The 20,641-nt window shown below is 68.8% G+C and carries 15 protein-coding genes; 5 read left to right on the forward strand and 10 right to left on the reverse strand.

Annotation, left to right across the window (positions count from 1 at the left end; all coding sequences use genetic code 11):
* Positions 1–55 precede the first annotated feature (55 nt).
* The 6 genes from AC3WLY_RS09210 to AC3WLY_RS09235 form a co-directional block, all read right to left on the reverse strand.
* Positions 56–1,189: an amidohydrolase family protein gene (locus AC3WLY_RS09210; protein WP_492308999.1), complete on the reverse strand. Its 1,134-nt coding sequence runs from the start codon at positions 1,187–1,189 to the stop codon at positions 56–58.
* 41 nt (positions 1,190–1,230) lie between these two features.
* Positions 1,231–2,874 (reverse strand): cation acetate symporter, encoded by a 1,644-nt coding sequence (locus AC3WLY_RS09215; protein WP_492308998.1) that lies wholly within the window; start codon positions 2,872–2,874, stop codon positions 1,231–1,233.
* Positions 2,871–3,230, reverse strand: a complete 360-nt coding sequence (locus AC3WLY_RS09220) for a DUF485 domain-containing protein (RefSeq protein ID WP_175961667.1) — start codon at positions 3,228–3,230, stop codon at positions 2,871–2,873. Before AC3WLY_RS09220 ends, AC3WLY_RS09215 begins: the two co-directional genes overlap by 4 nt.
* Positions 3,231–3,305: 75 nt before the next feature.
* Entirely contained in the window at positions 3,306–4,532 is a 1,227-nt protein-coding gene (locus tag AC3WLY_RS09225) for an FAD binding domain-containing protein (RefSeq protein ID WP_492308997.1), read from the reverse strand.
* 1 nt (position 4,533) lies between these two features.
* The gene (locus tag AC3WLY_RS09230) at positions 4,534–5,016 is read right to left on the reverse strand and encodes a VOC family protein (protein WP_492308996.1); all 483 of its coding nucleotides are present in this window, start codon (positions 5,014–5,016) and stop codon (positions 4,534–4,536) included.
* A gap of 199 nt (positions 5,017–5,215) precedes the next feature.
* Positions 5,216–5,488 carry a ubiquitin carboxyl-terminal hydrolase 14 gene (locus AC3WLY_RS09235; RefSeq protein ID WP_492308995.1) on the reverse strand — a complete coding sequence of 91 codons (273 nt, stop codon included), beginning with the start codon at positions 5,486–5,488 and terminating at the stop codon, positions 5,216–5,218.
* A 217-nt stretch (positions 5,489–5,705) separates the two neighbouring features.
* Here AC3WLY_RS09235 and AC3WLY_RS09240 point away from each other — a divergent pair, with 217 nt between their 5' ends.
* Positions 5,706–6,977, forward strand: coding sequence for an NAD(P)/FAD-dependent oxidoreductase (locus AC3WLY_RS09240; protein ID WP_175961664.1), 1,272 nt, complete (start codon positions 5,706–5,708; stop codon positions 6,975–6,977).
* 54 nt (positions 6,978–7,031) lie between these two features.
* Here AC3WLY_RS09240 and AC3WLY_RS09245 read toward each other — a convergent pair whose 3' ends face one another.
* Positions 7,032–12,362, reverse strand: a complete 5,331-nt coding sequence (locus AC3WLY_RS09245; RefSeq protein WP_175961663.1) for a trifunctional serine/threonine-protein kinase/ATP-binding protein/sensor histidine kinase — start codon at positions 12,360–12,362, stop codon at positions 7,032–7,034.
* Positions 12,363–12,491: 129 nt separating this feature from the next.
* Here AC3WLY_RS09245 and AC3WLY_RS09250 point away from each other — a divergent pair, with 129 nt between their 5' ends.
* The 3 genes from AC3WLY_RS09250 (at position 12,492) to AC3WLY_RS09260 (ending at position 15,214) form a co-directional block, all read left to right on the forward strand.
* Positions 12,492–13,958, forward strand: a complete 1,467-nt coding sequence (locus AC3WLY_RS09250; RefSeq protein WP_492308994.1) for an ATP-binding protein — start codon at positions 12,492–12,494, stop codon at positions 13,956–13,958.
* A 31-nt stretch (positions 13,959–13,989) separates the two neighbouring features.
* Positions 13,990–14,433, forward strand: coding sequence for a response regulator transcription factor (locus tag AC3WLY_RS09255; protein ID WP_244130771.1), 444 nt, complete (start codon positions 13,990–13,992; stop codon positions 14,431–14,433).
* Positions 14,434–14,539: 106 nt separating this feature from the next.
* Complete coding sequence (locus AC3WLY_RS09260; protein ID WP_175961661.1) at positions 14,540–15,214, forward strand: response regulator transcription factor; 675 nt, start codon at positions 14,540–14,542, stop codon at positions 15,212–15,214.
* 74 nt (positions 15,215–15,288) lie between these two features.
* Here the strand turns inward: AC3WLY_RS09260 and AC3WLY_RS09265 are convergent, their stop codons facing one another.
* From AC3WLY_RS09265 to AC3WLY_RS09275, 3 genes are all read right to left on the reverse strand, one after another.
* Complete coding sequence (locus tag AC3WLY_RS09265; protein ID WP_425132136.1) at positions 15,289–16,323, reverse strand: LysR family transcriptional regulator; 1,035 nt, start codon at positions 16,321–16,323, stop codon at positions 15,289–15,291.
* 86 nt (positions 16,324–16,409) lie between these two features.
* Positions 16,410–17,834: an efflux transporter outer membrane subunit gene (locus AC3WLY_RS09270; RefSeq protein ID WP_425132137.1), complete on the reverse strand. Its 1,425-nt coding sequence runs from the start codon at positions 17,832–17,834 to the stop codon at positions 16,410–16,412.
* Positions 17,831–18,898, reverse strand: a complete 1,068-nt coding sequence (locus AC3WLY_RS09275) for an HlyD family secretion protein (RefSeq protein ID WP_425132138.1) — start codon at positions 18,896–18,898, stop codon at positions 17,831–17,833. Before AC3WLY_RS09275 ends, AC3WLY_RS09270 begins: the two co-directional genes overlap by 4 nt.
* A gap of 44 nt (positions 18,899–18,942) precedes the next feature.
* On the opposite strand from AC3WLY_RS09275, the gene AC3WLY_RS09280 reads away from it, so the two are divergent.
* Positions 18,943–20,523 (forward strand): MFS transporter, encoded by a 1,581-nt coding sequence (locus tag AC3WLY_RS09280; protein ID WP_492308993.1) that lies wholly within the window; start codon positions 18,943–18,945, stop codon positions 20,521–20,523.
* Positions 20,524–20,641: the final 118 nt, after the last annotated feature.

Genomic DNA, 20,641 nt, shown 5'->3' on the forward strand with positions numbered 1-20,641 from the left:
GCCTGCGCCGACGGTGCAGGCGCGGGTCGAAAGTTTCCATATGCCTGCTTGCCCGCTAGATCCCGAGCAGCTTGCCCGCATTGCCGCCGAGTATCATCGAACGCTGTTCCGCCGTCAGGTCGAGCCGGTCGAGAAAGCGGACCGGCTGCTCGTAGCCCATGTCGAAGCAGTAGTCGCTGCCGAGTACGAGCCGGTCGACCCCGACGTTCTCCATCAGGAACTTCAGTACGGGCCCCGAATGGGACACCGTGTCGTAGCTGAAGCGCCGCAGATAGCTGCTGGGCTTGTGCGCGAGCCGGCGCGTTTCGGGGCGCACGGTCCAGCCCGCGTCCAGGCGCCCGACGAGGATCGGCAGCGCGCCGCCCGCATGCGGCAACGTGACGTGCAGGTTCGGGTGGCGGTCGAGCACGCCGCCCAGGATCAGGTGCGAGCCCGCGATCGCCGTATCGAACGGATTGCCGAGCAGGTTGCTCAGGTAGAAATCGCCGAGCCGCGCGCCGCCGACGGTTTGCTGCGGATGCAGGAACACGGGCAGGCCCAGTTGCTCGATGCGTGCGAATACCGGCGCGAACAGCGGATCGTCGAGATCGCGGTTGTCGATGTTGGTGCCCATGTACACGCCGCGCACGCCCGGCAGTTGCGCCGCGCGCTCGAGTTCGTCGATCGCATCGGTCGCGTTCAGCATCGGCAGCGTCGCGAGTACGACGAACCGCGTCGGGTGCCGCCGGTAGACGCGCGACGCAGCCGAATTCCAGTCGCGCGCGAGCTTCGCGTTGAACGGCCGGTCGCCCCAGTACGCCATCGGCACGCTGAGCGACAGCGCCTGGACGTCGACGCCGGATGCATCCATGTCCTTGAGCCGCGCGTCGACGTCGATGAACTTCATCGGCAGCGGCCCGAGGCCGCCGGCGGGCGTCCGGAACGTGAACGACGCCTCGTCGCACGCGAACGAGCCGCCAAAGCGCTTGCCTTCGCCGCCGACCAGATCGCAAAAGCTTTCAGGGTAGTAGTGCGCATGGATGTCGATCGAGCGCGGCCGGTGCCGCGGCACGGCGGTCGAGGCGGCCGGTGCGCTCGCGGTGTCGGCTGCGGATGCGGAGCGTCCGGCGACGGCCGTGCCGGCGAGCGAGGCCAACGCGCCGAGCAGGCGGCGCCGTGCCGGCGACATGCAGCAGGTGCAGTTCAACATGGTGTCTCCCACGGGATATCGATTTTTTCGGGGCGTGCGGCTCAGCCGCGTGGCGTCATGCCCATTTCGCAGGCGACGAGCTGCGGGTCGAACTGCTCGCGTTCCCGTTGCGCACGGGCCGAGCGGTCGGTGACGGAGAACAGGACGACGCCGGCGAATGCCGCCGCCATCGAGAACAGCGCCGGATATTCGTACGGATAGACTGCATGCGCATGACCGAGCACCTGCACCCAGACGGTCGGGCTCAGCACGGTGAGCGTCACGGCGGTGGCGAGCCCGGTCAGGCCGCCCAGTACCGCGCCGCGCGTCGTCAGGCCGCGCCAGTAGATCGAGAGCAGCAGCACGGGAAAGTTCGAGCTTGCCGCGATCGAGAACGTGAGGCTGACGATGAACGCGATGTTCTGCTTTTCGAATGCGATGCCGAGCAGGATCGCGAGCACGCCGAGCACCACGGTCGTCCCGCGCGCCACGCGCATTTCCTCTTGATCCGAAGCGCGGCCGCGACGCAGCACGTTCGCATACAGGTCGTGCGAGATCGCCGACGAACCCGCGAGCGTCAGTCCGGCGACCACGGCCAGGATGGTCGAGAATGCGACCGCGCAGATGAAGCCGAGGAACACGTCGCCGCCGACCGCATGCGCGAGATGGACCGCGACCATGTTCGCGCCGCCCGCGATGGCGCCGGATGCGTCGCGGTACTGCGGGTCCGACGCGACGAGCGCGATGGTGCCGAAGCCGATGATGACGATCAGCACATAGCCGGCGCCGACGATGCCGGTCGCATAGAGGATGCTCTTGCGGGCCGCGTTGACGTTGCCGACCGTGAAGAAGCGCATCAGGATGTGCGGCAGGCCTGCCGTACCGAAGATCAGCGCGAGACCGAGCGACACGGCCGAGACCGGATCGGATACCAGGCCGCCGGGGCGCATGATCGCCGCATGTTTCGGATGCACGAGAATCGCCTGCGCGAACAGCGCATCGAGGCTGAAGCCGAAACGGCCCAGCACCATGATCGCCATGAAGGCCGCGCCGGCGAGCAGCAGCGCGGCCTTGATGATCTGGATCCAGGTCGTCGCCAGCATCCCGCCGAAGAACACGTAGACGACCATCAGCACGCCGACGATCAGCACCGCGACCGTGTAGTTCAGGCCGAACAGCAGCTCGACCAGCTTGCCCGCGCCGACCATCTGCGACACAAGGTACAGCAGCACGATGACGATCGAGCTCGACGCCGCGAACGCACGGATCGGCCGTTGCCGGAGGCGATAGGACACGACGTCGGCGAGCGTGTACCTGCCGAGGTTGCGCAGCGGCTCGGCGATCAGGAACAGGATGATCGGCCAGCTCGCGAGAAAGCCGACCGAATAGATCAGGCCGTCGTAGCCGCTCGTGAACACCAGCGCGGAGATGCCGAGCAGCGACGCCGCCGACATGTAGTCGCCGGCAATCGCCCAGCCGTTCTGGAACGCGGTGATCTTGCCGCCCGCGGCGTAGTGGTCGGCCACGCTGTGGTTCTTGCGCGCAGCCCAGCGCGTGATGAAAAGCGTCGACGCGACGAACAGCAGGAACATGCCGATCGCGACCGGATTGTGCCCGTGCGCCAGCGCCGCGGGGCCGGCCGCGAATGCCGGTGCCGGGCCGACGGCGGCGACGGCGGCGATCGATGCGATGAGCAGGCGTTTCATTGATCGCCTCCGTGACGAATCGACGCGATGATCGTGTCGTGCACCGAATTGGCCCGATACACGTAAAGCGCGACCAGCGCGAACGTGACGACGAACATGCCGAAACCGACCGGGATGCCCCACGGGGTAGGCCGGCCCTGCACGATCGGCTGTCCGAGCAGCGTCGGCGAAAACGCCAGCGTGAGGATGAACGCGAAATAGAGGGCGAGCATGACGAGCGTCAGCGACCAGGCGAACAGCCTTCTGCGCCTGACGAGATCGCGAAAGCGGGCGTCGCGCAGCAGCGGATGCGTGGCCTGCGCCGGCGCGTCCAGGTCGGATGCGGTGCCGGCGGCAGCCGGAATCGGGTGGTTCACGGTGTCTCCTTCTGGTTTGGGTATCCGGGCCGGGCAGCGGGCGCCGCGGGTCTCGCACGCGGCGCCCGTCCGCGCTCAGAAATGCGGCGGAACGGCGGTTTCCCGCATCACGACTTCCGGCGTGCGATAGCGCTCGGCCATTGCGCGCTCGGTGTCGTCTTTCAGTTGCGCCTGCATGTAGGCGCCGAGATGGCGTGCGTGCTGCACGATCGCGGCGCCGAACGCGGTGCGCGTTTCGCTGTATTCGCACAGTGCGTCGAGCGGGTCGGTGCGCGCGGCGAGTGCGGTGACGAGCGCGAGCGCATCGCCGGCGGCTTTCGTGACGCCCATCCCGCAATGCGGCCGCGCGACGAACGCGGCGTCGCCGAGCAGCGCGATCCGGCCGAACGCCATGTTCGGCACTTCGAGGTCGTAGATCGGCTGGAACAGCGGTTGCGTCGCATGCGCCACGACCTCGGCGAACTGCGGCGCAAGCAGCGCGTGCGCCGCGTCTTCCATGTCGTCGAGGACGTCGCGGCGGATCAGCGTCGGCGGAATGCCGCCCGCCCACAGCTTGCCGGTCTCGTCGGTCAGCAGGTTCGGCAGGTCGGTGTCTTCGCGGGTCGCGCGATACCAGACGAAGTTGTAGCGGCGCTCGCCGGGCTTCGTGCTGTTGCCCTGGCCGGCGACCGGATAGCCGAGGATCTGCTCGTGCGGCGGCAGGCCGAACGCGAATTTGCCGAACAGCGTCGCGTGGGTCGCGTCCGACAGGCCGGCTTCGTCGACCAGCCCGCGCCAGGCGACGTAGCCCGCGTACTGCAACCGTGCGTCCGGCAGGAATTTCTCGCGGATCGCGGAGCGGAATCCGTCGGCCGCGATCACGAGATCGGCGTGCACGACCGAGCCGTCGGACAGCGTGACCGATGCGCGATCCGCTCCGTCCGCGACATCGGCGACGACGGCGCCCGAGTGGTAATGCTGGTCGGGCAGTGCCGCGCGCAGCACGTGGTACATCTTGCTCCACGCGGTCAGCGTCTGCGGCAGCCCGCGTTCCGACGCCACGGTGCCGTCCCTGGCCAGCGTGATGCGCGATTCGACCTTCACGCCGATCGATTCGTCGATGCGCACGCCCGCCGCGAGCATCACGTCGAACAGTTCCGGGTGCGTGACGATGCCGGCGCCGCGGCCCGAAAGCGCCTCGGGCACGCGTTCGAACACGTCCACGTCCCAGCCGTTGCGCAGCAGGAGATTCGCGGCAAACAGGCCGCCCAGCGAGCCGCCGATGATGGCGGCCTTGCGGTTCGTCGAAGTGCTGTCGTTCATGTCAGTCTCCGTGGGGGGCGCCGGCCGATCCGGCCGCGGCGGGAAGCGCCAGGCCGGCGACCTCGGCGGCAGGGTAGTTGAGCTCGATCGTCACGCCGGACGGATCCTCGATGAAGACCTGGTGCAGCCCGAGGCTCGGCACCGTGCGGTCGCGCCACGCGATGCCTTGCGCGCGCAGCGTGTTCCACATCGCTTCGACGCCGGTTGCGAGGAACGCGATGTGGTCGACGGTGCCGGTGCCCGTCGTGGGCAGGTCCTTGTCGCCGAGATAGGCCGCGAGCCCGTCGGGGTTGGCCGGATCGACGCCGATGATGTGGACCGTGCCGTAATCGGCTTCGTCGCCGCCCTGGTAGAGCCACGCGCCGGGAAAGTCGAACGGCGGCCGGTAGCCGCGCTTGAAGCCGAGCACACGTTCGTAGAAGCGGCACGATTGCTCGAGATCGAGTGTGCGGATCGAGTAGTGCGCGAGTCTGGATACGGGCATGGGAGACTCCTTGTTTATCGATAGATAAGTTATCGTTCGATAAACTATAGCCGAAAAGATCGGCATGACAAAGGCGCGATCGAACGGTGTTAACCCGCGGTCCGGAAAGGTGCCGGATCGATGTCGACAGGTGGGGGCGACGGGCGGCCCGTCGTGGGACACGGGCGCGCGCGGGCGCCGGGTCCCGCCGCGCGGCGCGTTACGACGCGATCTCGCCGGCCATGACGTCGTCCGCATAACACCAGACCCAGCGCTCGCCGGGTTCGATCGAACGCGCGAGCGGGTGGCCGGTTTCGCGAAAATGCCGGCTGGCGTGGCGATTCGGCGACGAGTCGCAACAGCCGACGTGCCCGCATGTCAGGCACAGGCGCAAATGCACCCACTGGCTGCCGGACTTCACGCATTCCTCGCAGTAGTCCTTGTCGGTGGTCAGGATGCGCGCTTCGCCGAGATGGGTGCAGGTCGTGGTCATCTTCCGCTCCGATGCCGGCGCCGGAGATCGCTCGCAGCGCGGCCGGCGCGAAGCTGCGAGCGGGGTTGGATACGGTGCATTGTGGACGGCCGTGTCGCGCGCGGACCTTAATTCTTATTAAGCATGTCAACCCGGGCGGCAGGGGGACGTACAGTCGCAAGTGCGCCCGGCGCGAGGTCCGGGCGAGATCCGACACGACGGCCACCGGGAGGCGCTCATGACTCAGCCGCAGCATGTCAAGGTAATCGGTTTGCCGAACAGCAAGGAGGCCTACGCAATCCGCGACTTCCTGAAGCGCGGCGTGATCGAGTACGAATGGTGCGAACTGACGTCCGACACCGATTGCGCGCGCGAGCTGGGCATCGCGCCGCTGCGCGATATCCGGCTGCCGGTCGTCATCTTCCCGGACGGTTCGCGCATCTACCAGCCGACGCTGCCGGAGATTGCCGCGAAGCTCGGCTGGGTTGCACGGCCTCGCTTCATCGAGTACGACGTATCGATTTACGGCGCCGGTCCCGCCGGCCTGTCGGCGGCCGTCTACGCGGCGTCGGAAGGGCTGCGCGCCGTCGTGATCGAACGCGATGCGATCGGCGGGCAGGCGGGAACGAGTTCGCTGATCGAGAATTACATGGGGTTCCCGGAGGGCATTCCGGGCGCCGAGCTGGCCGAGCGCGCGCGCCGGCAGGCGGTGAAGTTCGGCGTCGAGCTACTGATGATGCGCGAGGGCGTGCACGCGACGTTCGTCGACGGCAAGATTCGCGTCGACCTGGCCGACGGCTCGATCCTGACCGCGCGCTCGAACATCTGCGCGACCGGGATCGAATACCGCAGTCTCGGCCTGCCCGACGAACGGAAGTTTCTCAACGCCGGCCTGTTCTACGGCGCGGGATCGAGCGAAGCGCCGATGTGCGAAGGCAAGCACGTGTTCATCGTCGGCGGCGGCAATTCGGCGGGCCAGGCCGCGATGAACTTCGCGCGGCACGCGCGCGAAGTCACGATGATCGTCAGGGGCGCGTCGCTGGCGGCGACGCTGTCGCGCTACCTGATCGACCGGATCGAGCGCACGCCGAACGTGACGGTGCGGTACGGCTCGACCGTCGACGCGCTGCACGGCGACGGCCGGCTCGAAGCGATCGTGCTGCGTTCGGAAGACGGCGCGCGCGACGTGCTGCCGGCCACGCACCTGTTCGTCTGCATCGGCGGTGCGCCGAACACCGAATGGGCCCGGGATACGAACATCATCCGCAATCCGGGCGGTTATCTGGTGACCGGCAGCGATCTGTACGACTGCCCGGCATTCGAGCGCGTGTGGCCGCTCGAGCGCCGGCCCTACTATCTGGAAACGAGCGTGCCCGGCTCGTTCGCGGCGGGCGACGTGCGGTCGGGTTCGGTCAAGCGGGTGGCGTCGGCGGTCGGCGAAGGGGCGATGGCCGTGACGTTCGTGCACCGGTTCCTCGGCGAAGACGCGCATCGGCCGAGCGGCACCTGAGCCTGAGCCGAGCCCGAGCCGCGCGCCGGTTCCGCCGCGCGCTCGGCCCATGCGTCAGCGTGCCGTCGAAATCGGCAGCCGGAACGTCAGCACGGTGCCGCTCTCGTCGCGCGGCGCGGCTTCGAGCGTGCCGCCATGCGCTTCGACGATCGAGCGGCAGATCGCCAGGCCCATCCCCATGCCGTGCGATTTCGTCGTGAAGAACGGATCGAAGATCCGGTTCGCGATGTCGGCATCGATGCCGGCGCCGCGGTCGGCAACGGAGACGACCGCGTAATCGTCGCCGACATGCGACGCGATCTCGAGTTCGCGCGACGTGGCCAGTCCGTCCATCGCGTCGAGCGCGTTGGTGACCAGGTTCAGGATCACCTGCTGGATCTGCGTGCGATCCGCCATCACGCGGATGTCGCTGCAATGCAGGTCGACGCACAGCGCGACCTGCTTCGCGTCGATTTCGGTTGCGGTGAGGTGCAGCATGTCGCGAATCAGGTCGTCGATCGCGAGCGGCGCCAGCGCGGGCGGTGCCTGGCGTGCGAGCGATCGCAACGCGCGGACGATGTCGGCCGCCCGCACGCCGGATGCACGAATGTCCTCGAGGCTCGCGAGCGCTTCGCCGAGATCGGGTTGCGCGCCGCGCAGCCAGCGCATGCACGCGCCGACGCTCGACACGATGCTCGTCAGCGGCTGATTGATCTCGTGCGCGATCGACGCGGCCAGTTCGCCCATCACCGTCATGTGCGCGGTGCGCGCGAGCTCGGTCCGTGCATGCCGCAGCGCGGCCTCGGTCTCGAGCCGGCGCGTGTTTTCGTCGATCAGTTCCGCGTAGAGCCGCGCGGATTCGAGCGCATTGGCGGCCTGCGGCGCGAGCACTTCCAGCATCGCGATGCGCCGCGGCGAAAACACGCCGTTGGACAATGCATTCTCGAGATACAGCACGCCGATCAGCGCACCCTGCTTCAACAGCGGCAGGCAGAACAGCGAGCGCGTCGGGTGCGCGCGCAGGCTGTCGGCGTGGTCGGGAACGCCTTCGCGCTGCGCGTTCGCGAGCACGACCGGCTTGCGGGTCCGGGCGACGGTGTTCAGGATCGACAGCGGGACATCCTGCTCGGTGGGTTCGCTGCGGGCAATGTCGACGATCACGTCGCTGCCGACGGTCCGCGCGGCGGCCTCGATCGTCAGCCGGTCGTGCCGGACGAGCAGCAGCAGGCCATAACGCGCGCCGGCATACACGATCATGTTGCGCATCAGCGTCTGGATCAGGCGCTCCAGCACGATTTCCTCGGACAGCGAATGGGCCGCGCGCATCGCGAGCGAGAAATCGAGATCTTCGCGCGCGGGCATGGCCGGGCCGCCCGGCGACGGGTCCATCACGAGGAACGGATGCTGCGCTTCCAGCGCCTGCGTCTTGCCGGCCGCACCCCAGCGCCGGTAGCACGCATGGGCGAGCCGCAACTGATGGCGGGCGGGGCCGGCGAGCCCGAGCGACGTGGCGTGATGCGCGGCCAGTTCGTGCGCGAGCGCCTGTTCGTGCACGAAACCGCGTTCCGCCGCGAGGCTGGCCGAGACCTCGTACTGCTGCATCGCGACGATATGTTCGCCGCGCACGCGTGCGAATTCGGCATCGATCAGCGCGAGCTTGTTGCGGAACGTGCCCGGATTGCGCTCGCTCCACGCGGCGAAGCGCGCGCGTTGCGGCGCATGGCGTTCGAGCAGCCGCTCGGGCGGCGTGGCGCCGCGGTCGCTCGCGATGCCGGCCAGCACGCCGAACAGGTGGAAGTCGGACAGCATGATGTGCGCGGGTGTCGACCACGCGCTCGATGCGGCCGCGTCGAGCGACGCGCGCGCCGCGTCCGCGTCGCCGAAAATGAAGGCCGCCTGGCCGGCGAGCACGTCGGTCCAGAACTGCAGGACCGACATCGGCGTCTTCGTCGACGCGCGGTCACGCCAGGTGCCGACCGGCCGGTGGTAGCCGAGCTGCAGCGCGTCGACGAATTCCGACTGGGTGGAAACGAGGTCGACGATGTCGTCGTAACGCGCACCGCGTGCGATCTGCAGCAGCGGATCGATCTCGTCGCGGATCGTCGGCAGTGCTTCGCCCATCGCGAGCAGATCGCTGACGATGTGGTTGCAGCTGTAGCACATCCAGCGCAGCTCGGCGCTCGCATTGCCCGCCGCTTTCGCATCGCGCGCGCGCTCGAGCGCGTACGACAGCGGCCGGGTCCAGACGCTCACCTGGTCGAGCGCGATCAGCGTCGCGGAGCGGTAGCGCTCGAAGCCGTGGCGATCGACCAGCGCGAGCGCGACCTTCGCGAATTCGAGGCCGTCCTCATACGCGTCGTGATGCCCGGCAATGCTGACGCCGTACCACGCGAGCCCCTGCACCGACGCGGCGGTGACGCCGTGGCGCAGGGTCAGCCGGACCATCGTCGCGAAATGCAGCAACATCAGCCCGCCGCTCGGATAGAACATCGCGGCTTCGAGTGCGGTCAGCAGCGCCATCGCGGCTTCGACGCGCGTGTCCGTCATCACGGGCAGGTCGACGAGTTCGCCGATGGCGCGGCCATCGAGCGCATCGCGCACGGCGTCGCACGCCGCCGCGAGATCGGCCTCGACCGGCTCGGCCGGCAGTACGACGCCGAGCAGCGCGAGCCCGGCCAGCGCGACGTCGACGGCCTGCCGGTAGCGCGACTCCACCGTGAGCTGCGCGGCCTTCAGCCGGTGGGCCTCGGCGCGATCGGCCGGCGTGCGCGTCCGCGCCATGAGCTCGTCGATCGCATCGGATGCCTGCGCGGTTTCGCCGGTCGCGAGCAGCAGGCCGCTGCGCAGGATGCCGATCCGGCTCGCGAGACCGTAGTGTTGCGACCATGCGAGAGGACCGAGCAGCGATTGCGCGGTCGCGAGAAACGACAGCGCGCGATCGCGCGCGGCGACGATCGCCGCGGCCGCGGCGGCCGCGACCAGGGCATCCGCGAATGCGAGTGCCAGCGCGCCGTCGAGCGGTGCGGTTTTCGCCTGCTCGATCTGGGCGGCGAGTTCCAGCAGGGATTCGGTTGACTGCGCGTCCGCGCGCCCGAGCATCGCGGCGGCGATCCGGGCATGGCACTGCGCGCGCTCCGCGCGCCCGATGACCGCGTAGACGGCCTCGAGGATGCGGTCGTGAACGAAGCGCCAGCGGTTGCCGGAGAGCGACACGAGGCCCGCCTGGCGCGCGGGGTCCAGCCAGAAGCGGAGTTCGGCCCACGTCTTGCCGGCGGCGGCGCAGAACAGCGCGTCGTCGGCATCGGTGCCGATGCAGGCCAGCAGCGACAGCAGCGTTCTCGATTCATGCGGCAGCCGCTGCATCCGGATCGCGAGCAGGCTCACGACATTCTCGGTCGGGCGGCGCGCGTCGATGTCGGCCGCATCCCATTGCCACGTTTGTCGCGCCGGGTCGTAGCCGAGGAGCCGCTCGTCGATCAGCGTGCGCAGCAACTGCTGGATGTGGAACGGATTGCCGCCCGTCCTGCGGTGAACGATGTCGCCGAGCCCGGACAGCCGGTCCGGCGCCTCCCCGAGCAGGCCGGCCAGCATGCGCGTGACGTCGGGTGCGTCGAGCGGCGCCAGCGTCAGGGCCGACAGGCGGGTGGGGTCGAGCTGCTGCAGGAAGCGGCGGAATGCCGGCGGGTGGTCGTGCTGCGGCCCGCTTCGATAACCGGCAACGACGCAGACATTGGCCGGCGGATCGACAGCGATCGACGCGAGAAACGCGAGCGTCGCGTCGTCGGCCCACTGGATGTCGTCCAGCACCATGACGAGCGGTTCGGCCGGCGCCGCGAATGCGCGGAAGGCATTCACGACGATCTGGCATAGGTGAAATTCCGGAATCGCATCGGTATGGTCGAACGCGACGGGCTCGACATCGAGCAACCACGCGATCTCCGGGAAGATGCCTGACAGCAGGTTGGCCTGACGGCCCACGCAGTCGCGCAGCCGCGCGGAGATCGCCGCGATTTCGTCGTCGCGCCTGGCCAGCGCGCTGCCGAACAGCGCGCGCAGGGCCTGCAGCACGGGCGCGTAGGGCCGCGCGGGCTGGAACTGATCGACCTTCGCCGACGTGCACCAGGCCGTGCGCGACGCCGCCCGCGCATGGCGCATGAAGTCCTCGGCCAGCGCGGTCTTGCCGACGCCGGCCGGCCCGTCGATCAGCACGATGGCCGTCTTGCCGGTTTGCGATACGGCCGCCAGCACCGCCTCGAGCCGGCGGGATTCGGCTTCACGGCCGACCAGCAGGTCGGGCGCGTGCAATCCGGCGAGCGGATCGCTGCCGCCGAGCGCGAACGGCTCGACGCGGCCTGCCGCCAGCCAGTCGCGCCGGATACGTTCGAGATCGTGCTGCACCGCTTCGCAGGACGGGTAGCGATCGGCGGGCTCCTTGGCGATCAGTTTCAGGATCAGGTCGTTCAGGATCGCAGGCAGGTCGTCGCGAAAGGTCGTGGCCGGCGACGGCTGCATCGCGACGTGCGCGTGGACCCATTCGGACGTCGACGTGGCCTTGTAAGGCATCGCGCCCGTCAGCAGGCGGAACAGCGTGATGCCGAACGCGTACAGGTCGGAGCGCTCGTCGACGCATGAGCCTTCGGATACTTCGGGCGCCGCGTAGGCGGCGAAATCCGTGCGCATCGTACTCGCCGCGGCGCGTTCCGTCTGACGGTTCCACGCATGGGCGAACGAGCGGAGCATGACCGTACCGTCCGGCGCGATGGCGAAACTGGCCGGTTGCAGATCGCCATGCAGCCAGCCGCGCCGATGAAGCTGCCCGAGCGTGCGCGCGGCCTGGATCGCGGCGTCGAGAAAGACGTCGAGCGGCAGCCGCCCGTCCGCCAGCGTGTCGAACGCACGCACGTCCGGGCGAGGATAGACGAGCACCGGGCCGTCCGCGGCGCGGATCAGCGCAACCGGCATGATCGCCCACGCCGGTTCCAGCGCTTCGTTCAATGCGTATTCGTGCTCGAATTGCCGGCAGCGCTGGTCGGATTCCCACCCGGTCTGGCACGCGGACCATACGCGCGTCGTCCAGGCGTCGGTGAGGTCGAACCACAGCACGTCGCCCGAACGGACCGCATTCGACATGCGGGCGCGCGCCAGCCAGTCGGCATCCATTCGGTTCGTGTCGTCCGGGTCTCTCAAGGGTTGGTTCACGGTGAGGGCAGGCTGGGTGGAGCAGGGCGAAACCGGCGCGTAAAACGGGGGCGGCCGGGCTGGGTTGCGCGCGTCTGGGCAGCGCCGTGCATTGTCCGCCAGCCTGAGGAAATTTGCAGCACCCCCGGCACACGCCGTTCCCGACGACCGGGCTGGCCGGTACCCGACTAAACCTATAGATAATGGTCGGCGCGCCTGTCGCGCCATACCATGGGTTCAGGCCTTCCGACACGCATCGCTGCGACTGGGCGGCCGGAACAGAGGGCGTCGCCTCGCGAGGCGGCGCAAGGTGCGGAGCAGCATAAGCGAGTGCGGATCATGTACACGTTCGGGCGGGTGACGGTTTCCCTTGAGTGCCGCGAAGTCTGCGTCGACGGGCAGCCCCGGTATATCGGCGCCCGGGCATTCGAGATTCTCGAGCTGCTGGTGAAGGCGGCCGGCAGGCTCGTGTCCAAGGACGAGATCATGCAAGCCGTGTGGCCGAACACGATCGTGGTCGAGAACAACATCCAGGTGCACATCTCGACGCTGCGCAAGCTGTTCGGCGGCAAGCACGGGTGGATACGGACCGAATCGGGCCGCGGCTATCGGCTCGCTCCGCCGGTCGACCCGGACCACGCCGAGCGCCTGCCGGCCGGGTTCGAGCCGGCAGGCGGCGTTCGTGCGGGCGCGGTGCCGCGCAAATGTCCGCTGATCGGCCGGGAGCAGGAAGCGGCCGAGTTGCACGCGCTGCTCGAGCGAGAGGCGCTCGTCACGCTGGTCGGCCCCGGCGGCGTCGGCAAGACGCATCTCGCGCTGGACGTCGCCACGGCCTGGTCGGCGGTGCGCGGCATCGAGATGGTCCGGATCGATCTCGCCGGCTGGCAGGGCGACGCGACGCTGGCGTCGGCGGTGCTGGACGCGCTCGACCTGCCGGGCAGCCGCGGCGCCGAACCTGCCGATGTCGTGCGTGCGATCGGCGAGCAGCGCGTCATGCTGGTGCTCGACAATGCCGAGCAGCACGTCGACGATCTGGCGGACCTCTGCGAAGCGATCGCGGAGGCGAATGCCGGCGCGACACTCGTCGTGACTAGCCGCGAACCCCTGCGGGTCGCGGGCGAACGCGTTTATCGCGTCGGCCCGCTGCCGGCGCCGCCGGCCGGCGCGAACGACGGCGAGATCGTCGCGTGCGGTGCCGTCCGCATGTTTCTGGCGCGGGCTCGCGCGATGGGCACCGACATTCCGGCGGACACGAAGACGCTGGACGCGATCGCGACCATCTGCCGCCGCCTGAGCGGCCTGCCGCTCGCGCTCGAGCTCGGCGCGGCCCGGGTCGCGTTGCTCGGGATCCAGGGGCTGGCAGCCGATCTCGACAAGTCCGTCCTGTCGTTGTCCGGCGGCCTGCGTACGGCCCATCCGCGCCAGCAGACCCTCAGGGCCACGATCGAATGGAGCTATCGGCTGCTCGACGATGCGGAGCGCACCGTGCTGTGCCGCATCGCGGTGTTTCCGGATGCGTTCCGGCTCGATGCGGCGTGCGCGGTGGCAGCCTGCGACGAACTGGGCGCCGCCCGGGTGCTCGACTGCCTGGCCAGTCTTGCATCGAAATCGCTGCTGGTCGTTCATTCGGTCGGGCTCTCGAAGCGCTATTCGCTGCTGGAGGTCGTGCGCGCGTATGCGCTCGAGAAGCTGGCGGAATCGGGCGAGGCCGGCCGCGTCCATGCCCGGTGTGCGTCCTTCGTCGGCGAGGAACGCGCGGATACACTGCCGCCGACGCCGGCAGCGCCCGCGCAACCGCTGCTGGTGGCAGGACCGTGGGCATGACACACGGGTTGTGCGGGCGTCGCGCGCGGCGGTGACGCCTGTCGATGCGGCGCAAGCCGCGTCGCGATGTTCTGGATTGACAAAATTCTCAGGTTCTCATTTCATGGCCATTGTTTGCATCATCGATGACGATGCGTCGGTCCGTAAGAGTCTTGCCAGCTTGCTGAAATCGGCTGGTCATACCGCACTGCCATTCGCGTCGGGCGAGGAATTCCTCGCGGCCGGCCCGCTGGACGGCGCGGCTTGCGTGCTGGTCGATCTGAAGATGAAGGGTATGAGCGGTCTCGACGTTCAACGCCTGCTGGTTCAGCGCAAGGCGACGCTTCCGGTCATCTTGATGTCGGCGCACGGCGACGACGAGTCGGTGCGCCGCGCGCTCGCGCAAGGCGCGGTCGCGTTCCTGCGCAAGCCGTTTCCATCGGACGATATGCTCAACCTGATCGATCAGGTCGCATCCGGCGCGCCTCCCGCGTGAGCGGCAGCGCGTCGACCGGCCGCGCCGCGTGAGGCGTGGCGGTTCCGCTCGGCTTTTTCTTAGTTTATCATTCGATAATGAAGCGGATGCATACACAGGGAATTCAATGACGAGCACGCTGGACATGACGTCGACCGGCAACCGGGGCGCGGGCGATCCCGCGCCGATCGTCTATGTGGTCGACGACGACGAAACGCTGCGGCGCGCGTTGAGCGCACTGTTGCGTTCGGCGGGGTTTCGCGTCGAGACGTTCGCGTCGTCGCGGGCGTTTCTCGCGTTCGAGCGGCCCGACGTGCCGAGCTGCCTGATCCTCGACGTGCGTCTTGTCGACGAGAGCGGGCTGGCCGTTCAGGAGGAAGCGGTGCGTGCGGGCCTGAACGTGCCGATCCTGTTCATGACCGGTTACGGCGACGTGGCCACGACGGTCAAGGCGATGAAGGGCGGCGCGCTCGACTTCCTGACGAAGCCGTTCGACGACGAAGCGATGCTCGATGCCGTCGGCCATGCGCTGGCCCGCGACGGCGAGCGCCTCGCGCGCGAGCGCGCGCTGGACGCGGTGCGCCAGGCCTATGCGTCGTTGACGCCGCGCGAACGCGAAGTGATGAGCCAGGTGGTCGCGGGCCTGATGAACAAGCAGATCGCGGCGAATCTCGGCCTGCAGGAAATCACGGTGAAGGTGCATCGGGCCCAGGTGATGAAGAAGATGCTGGTTCGCACGCTGCCGGATCTCGTGCGGCAAGCCGAAGCGCTGGGCGTGCGCCCGGCCGGCGCACGCGACTGAACGAGCGTGCCGGCGCGGTAGACGTAACGGCGCCGGCTTCGGCGGGCGGGGCCCGATGACGCGGGCGACGGCGTTCATGCGGCCACTTCGCTGTCGGCATCCGCGGCGTGCGTGACGACGTGCGCGTCGCGCCGCGCTGCCGGCCGCGCGTCGGGGCTGCCGTCGAACGCGGCGACGAGATGTTCGGCGAGCGTTCTGATGCGCACGGGCAGGTTCCGGCGCGAGTGATAGAGCAGCGACGCGCCGAGGTCGCCGACCTGCCAGTCGGGCAGCAGGCGAACGAGTTCGCCGTCGCGCTCGAGCGGCCGCGCGAGATGCTCCGGAAGCACGGCGAAGCCGGTGCCGCGCGTCGTCGCGAGAATCAGCGTATCGAGGCAGTTCGAGCGGATCGCGCCGGCCAGCCGTATCTCGGCGGTCGCGCCGGTACGCCGGTGCCGCAGCGGCCATGCCGAACCGCCGCTACCCGGTTTGCTGCCGTGCGCATCCATGCGTTCGAGCGCCTGCGGCGTGTCCGCTGCGCCGCCTGCGGCCCGATACCGCGGGCTTGCGTAAAGGCCCATCGGGATGCGCCCGAGGCCCCGCTCGACGCACGTCAGACTCGACGTTCGTTCGGTGACGATCGACAGATCCGTTGCGCCGCTCAGGGCCGCGCTCGGGTGATCGACCCAGTCGACGCGGATTCGCACGAGCGGGTGCTGCCGATTGAACTCGGCCAGGACGGGCACCAGGCGATCTACGCTGAACAGGTTCGAGACCTCGATCGAGATGTCGCCTTGCATCTCGCTTGCATTGGCGTGACAGCATACGGAAAAGCGCTCGTACTGCTGCAGCAACGCGAGCGCCTGCTCGAGCACGTCCTGACCCACGCGCGTCAGCGTCACTTTGCGCGTCGTGCGGTGAAACAGCAGCACGCCGAGCGACGTCTCGAGGCACCGGATCGCGCGGCTGATACAGGGGACGCCGAGCCGGTGGGCCTCGGCGGCTTTCGTGAAGCTGCCTTGTTCGGCAACCGTCTTGAGTATCTCGAGTGTTTTCAGGCGATCCATGACAGGTCTCGCTTCGGTGGATTCGTATGTGACCAATCTATGCGGCACACCGGTACCGGGCAACACAAAAAACGTTAGGTAAGCTTAAGAGCGATATGAAAATACGTGAGGCTGTTTGAACGGAGGCCGAGGGCGCGTCGATGTTTTTTTCAGAACCGGTCCGCGCGATTCGCGACGTCCGCCGGTCTCGCCGCAGGCGGCGTCCACCCGCCGCCCAGCGCGCGCACGAGATTGACTGTCGCGATCGCGAGTGCCTGGCGGCTATGAATCAGCTGGCGTCGCGCATTCAGTGCGTCCCGGTCCGCATCGATGACCTCGAGATAACTGACGTAGCCGTGCCCGTAACGGCTCAGCGACAATCGCGCCGCCGCTTCGGTGGCGCGCGCCGCGCTGTCGTAGCGAACGATCCGCTCTTTCTGCGCGGCGATGTCGTTGAGTGCGTCCTGAACCTCGCGCAGCGCGCCCAGCGCGGTCGCGCGATAGTTCGCGTCGGCGAGTTCCGCGCCTGCCTTCGCGGCGGCCACCGCGGCTTCGCGCTTGCCGCCGTCGAACACCGTTTCGGCCACGCTCGCGCCGAGGCCCCACAGCGAACTGTTGCGGTCGAGAAACGTGCCGAGGTCGCGGCTGGCGAACCCGCCCTGGGCGGTCAGCGTCAAGGTCGGAAGCCACGCGGTGCGGGCGACGCCGATTTCGAGCGATGCCGCGTCGACGCGGCGCGCCGCCGCATAGACGTCCGGCCGTTGCGCGAGCAGCGCGGACGGCAGGCCGGGCGGCACCTCCGGCACGCGCATGGCGGAGGCGGTCGGCGCGATCGAGAATGCGCTCGGGGAGACGCCGGTCAGCACGGCGAGCGCGTCGACGAGGTTTTCGCGCAGCCGCCGGCTGTCCGCGAGATCGGCGCGAGCCGTATCGAGATCGGCCGCCGCGCGCAGCGCGTCGAGATCGCTTGCCGCGCCGGCCCGCACGCGTGCGGCGATCACGTCGAGTGCGGTGCGTCGCAGCTCGATCGCGCGGGCCAGCGTCGCGAGATCCTGCTCGACGAAATGGAGCGTCAGGTAATCGCTCGCGACGTCGGTCGCGACGCGCAGGCGAACGGCCGCACGATCCGCGTCTGCCTGCAGCACGTTCTGCCGGCCGATCTCCGCATCGCCGCGCAGGCGCCCCCACAGATCGACTTCATAGCTGGCGTTGAACGGCACCGACCAGTTGTGCATCGTGCGTTTCGGCAACGCGTTGTCGACCGTGCCGGATACGCGTGAGCGGCTGAACGACGGATCGACGCCGACGGTCGGCGCCAGTGCGGCTTCGCGCACGCCGAGCAGCGCCTGCGCCTGGTCGACGCGCGCCGCGGCGGCGCGGATGTCGTGGTTGCCGGCGAGCGCGGCATCGACGAGCGCGACGAGCGGCGGAGCGCCGAACGATGCGGGCCATTCGACGAGCGACGGGGCGGGTTCGTCGGGCCCATCCGCATGGCGGAACCGGTCGGTTCCGACCGCGACGGGGGCGAGCGGCTGCGGCGCGATCGTGCACGCGCTCAGCAGGCCGGCGGCGAGCAGGGCGGCGATGCGGGTCATGGCTGCTCGCGGGTGCGTTGCAGCGAGACGACGGCCGACAGGCCGGGCCGAATGCGCGGTTCGGCCGAGGCCGGGCCGTCCAGCAGGATCTTGACCGGCACCCGCTGCGTGACCTTCGTGAAGTTGCCGGTCGCGTTGTCGGGCGGCAACAGCGCAAATTGCCCGCCGGTCGCGGGCGACAGGCTGTCGACGTGCCCGCTGAAGGTCCGGTCCGGCAGCGCGTCGAAGCGCAACTGCACGACGTCGCCGGCGCGAACGTGCCGGAGCTGGGTTTCGCGGAAGTTCGCGACCACCCACGGGTGCGGTTCGACGAGCGTGAGCAGTGCCTGGCCGGGCGCGACATGCTCGCCGGTCTCGACGGTCTTCTTGCCGACGTAGCCGTCCGACGGCGCCACGACGGTCGTGTACTGGCGCTGGAGCTCCGCATCGCGCAACTCGGCGTCGTTCTGGTTCGACACAGCATCGGCGGCCTGCTGCGCGGCCTGCGCGCTGCGCCGCTGCGCGTCGGCCGCCTCGATGCGTGCGCGGGCGGACTTGCGCGCCGCGTTGGCGGCGTCGAATTCCTGCTGCGACAATCCGCGCGGGGTTTCGCGGGTCAGTTCGCGTGCCCGTGCGTAGTCGAGCTCGGCCTTCTCGGCGTCGGCATGCGCCGACACGAGCGTCGCTTCCGCTTGCTCGACCAGCGCCTTCGCGCGGCTCGCATCGGAGCGCGCCTGCGCGACGCGGGCCCGCTGCAGCGCGACGCGCACGTCGAAATCGCGCGGGTCGAGCCGCACGAGCGGGTCGCCCGCGTGCACGAACTGGTTGTCGTTCACCAGCACGCGCTCGACCGTGCCGGCCACGCGCGGCGAGATCACGTGCAGGTGGCCCGTCACGTACGCGTCGTCGGTGCCGCGATCATGCGCGTCGAATTCATAGACCAGCAGCGCGACGAGCAACAGCGCGCATCCGGCGATCGATACGACCGGCCATTTGCGCGAGCGCGCGGCGGAAGTGGGCGGCGTGTCCGGCGGGTTCGTGGTCACGATCGGGATACTCCATCGAAAAGACAGGGTTTGTCGCATCGCGCTATGCTTGCGCGAGCTTTTTGTGCGGGAGCCGCTCGACGATGAACACCACGTTCGCCCCCGGTGGCGCGACACCGGGGCCGGCCGCAGCGCCGGCCTCCGACATACCGACGTTTCGTTCGATCGCCGCGATCGCGGCCGTGCTGCTCGGCGCGATCATCGCGACCTTGACGTCGCGCATCACGTCGCTCGGGCTCGCCGACATACGCGGTGCGCTCGGCGTCGGGTTCGACGAGGGCGCATGGATCAACACCGCGTTCATCGCGTCGCAGATGTTCGTCGGGCCGCTCGCGATCGCAGCGGCCTTCGTGTTCGGCACGCGTCGCGTGCTGCTGGCGGGCGCCGCGGTATTTCTGGTCGTCGAAAGCGTGCTGCCGCTGTGCACGAACTTCGGCGCGTTCATCGTGTTCCAGAGCCTGGCCGGTTTCGCGTCCGGCGTGTTCGTGCCGCTGACCGTCGGGTTCGTCGTCCGCACGCTGCCGCCGCGGCTGATTCCGTTCGGCATCGCCGCGTATGCGATGAACCTCGAGATGTCGCTCAACCTGTCGGCGACGCTCGAAGGGTGGTACAGCGAACACCTGAGCTGGCGCTGGCTGTTCTGGCAGAACGCATTGCTGACCGTGCCGTTCATCGTCTGCCTGATGCTGTCGCTGTCCACCGAGCCGATCAAGCGCATCGCGTCCGGTATCGATACGCGCGGCATGCTGCTCGGCGCCGGCGGGTTCGCGTGCCTGTGCATCGCGCTCGATCAGGGCGAGCGGCTGTTCTGGTTCCAGTCGCCGCTGATCGTCGCGCTGCTGTGCATCGGCATCGTGATGGTGGCCGCGTTCCTGATCCACGAACTGACGTCGCGACGGGCCGGGCTCGATCTCGGCTACCTCGCGCTGCCCAACGTCGCGTTGCTGATCCTGCTCGTCGGCCTCGTGCGCTTTACCGTGCTCAACACGAGCTTCATTCCGTCGGCGTTTCTCGCGAGCACCTACGGGCTTCGCCCGCTGCAGATCGGCGATACGCTGCGCTGGATCGCGATGCCGCAACTGCTGTTCGCGCCGTGCGTGGCGTGGCTGCTGCAACGCGTCGATCCGCGCCGGCTGATCGTGGTCGGCTTCGCGATGGTGGCGGTCGCGTTCGCGCTCGGCGCGCGCCTCACGCCCGTCTGGGCCGAACCCGACTTCATCCCGTCGCAGCTGCTGCAGGCGCTGGGGCAGACGATGGCACTCACGTCGGTCGTGTTCTTTTTCGGCAAGCACGCGACGGCCGAGCATGTACTGACGTTCGGCGCCGTCGTGCAGACGACGCGCCTGCTGAGCGGGCAGCTCGGCACGACGTCGATCGCGGTGGTCCAGCGCATCATGGAGGCTACCCATTCGAATCTCGTCGGTCTGCATGTCACGCTGTCGGATCCGCAAACGCTGGAGCGCCTGCGGGCCGGCGCGGCGTTGCTCGTGTCGCACGGCGCGACCTTCGCGACCGGCGACCAGGCGGCTTATGCGCTGCTCGACCGGGCGGTTCGCATCCAGGCGACCACGCTCGCGCTGGCCGACAATTTCCGTGTCGCGACGGCTTTCGCGGTCGCGGGGGTGTTGATCGGCTTGCTGCTCAGGCCGGCGCGTGCGCCGTGAGCGTGCGGCGCCGGATCGGCGGATATGCCGCATCGACGATCCTGGCGATCGCGCCCGCCGCAACGCAATGGCGGCGACCTGAAAAATCCTGAAACGTACTGAAGGGCGCGCCGGCCTG

Source organism: Burkholderia sp. FW306-1C-G01B, from assembly GCF_058781685.1.

Excerpts from the sequence above, each read along its gene's own strand:
- AC3WLY_RS09210 (WP_492308999.1), bottom strand. The coding sequence starts at position 1,189 with ATGTTGAACTGCACCTGCTGCATGTCGCCGGCACGGCGCCGCCTGCTC.
- AC3WLY_RS09215 (WP_492308998.1), bottom strand. The coding sequence starts at position 2,874 with ATGAAACGCCTGCTCATCGCATCGATCGCCGCCGTCGCCGCCGTCGGC.
- AC3WLY_RS09225 (WP_492308997.1), bottom strand. The coding sequence starts at position 4,532 with ATGAACGACAGCACTTCGACGAACCGCAAGGCCGCCATCATCGGCGGC.
- AC3WLY_RS09230 (WP_492308996.1), bottom strand. The coding sequence starts at position 5,016 with ATGCCCGTATCCAGACTCGCGCACTACTCGATCCGCACACTCGATCTC.
- AC3WLY_RS09235 (WP_492308995.1), bottom strand. The coding sequence starts at position 5,488 with ATGACCACGACCTGCACCCATCTCGGCGAAGCGCGCATCCTGACCACC.
- AC3WLY_RS09240 (WP_175961664.1), top strand. The coding sequence starts at position 5,706 with ATGACTCAGCCGCAGCATGTCAAGGTAATCGGTTTGCCGAACAGCAAG.
- AC3WLY_RS09245 (WP_175961663.1), bottom strand. The coding sequence starts at position 12,362 with ATGGCGCGACAGGCGCGCCGACCATTATCTATAGGTTTAGTCGGGTAC.
- AC3WLY_RS09260 (WP_175961661.1), top strand. The coding sequence starts at position 14,540 with ATGACGAGCACGCTGGACATGACGTCGACCGGCAACCGGGGCGCGGGC.
- AC3WLY_RS09270 (WP_425132137.1), bottom strand. The coding sequence starts at position 17,834 with ATGACCCGCATCGCCGCCCTGCTCGCCGCCGGCCTGCTGAGCGCGTGC.
- AC3WLY_RS09275 (WP_425132138.1), bottom strand. The coding sequence starts at position 18,898 with ATGCGACAAACCCTGTCTTTTCGATGGAGTATCCCGATCGTGACCACG.
- AC3WLY_RS09280 (WP_492308993.1), top strand. The coding sequence starts at position 18,943 with ATGAACACCACGTTCGCCCCCGGTGGCGCGACACCGGGGCCGGCCGCA.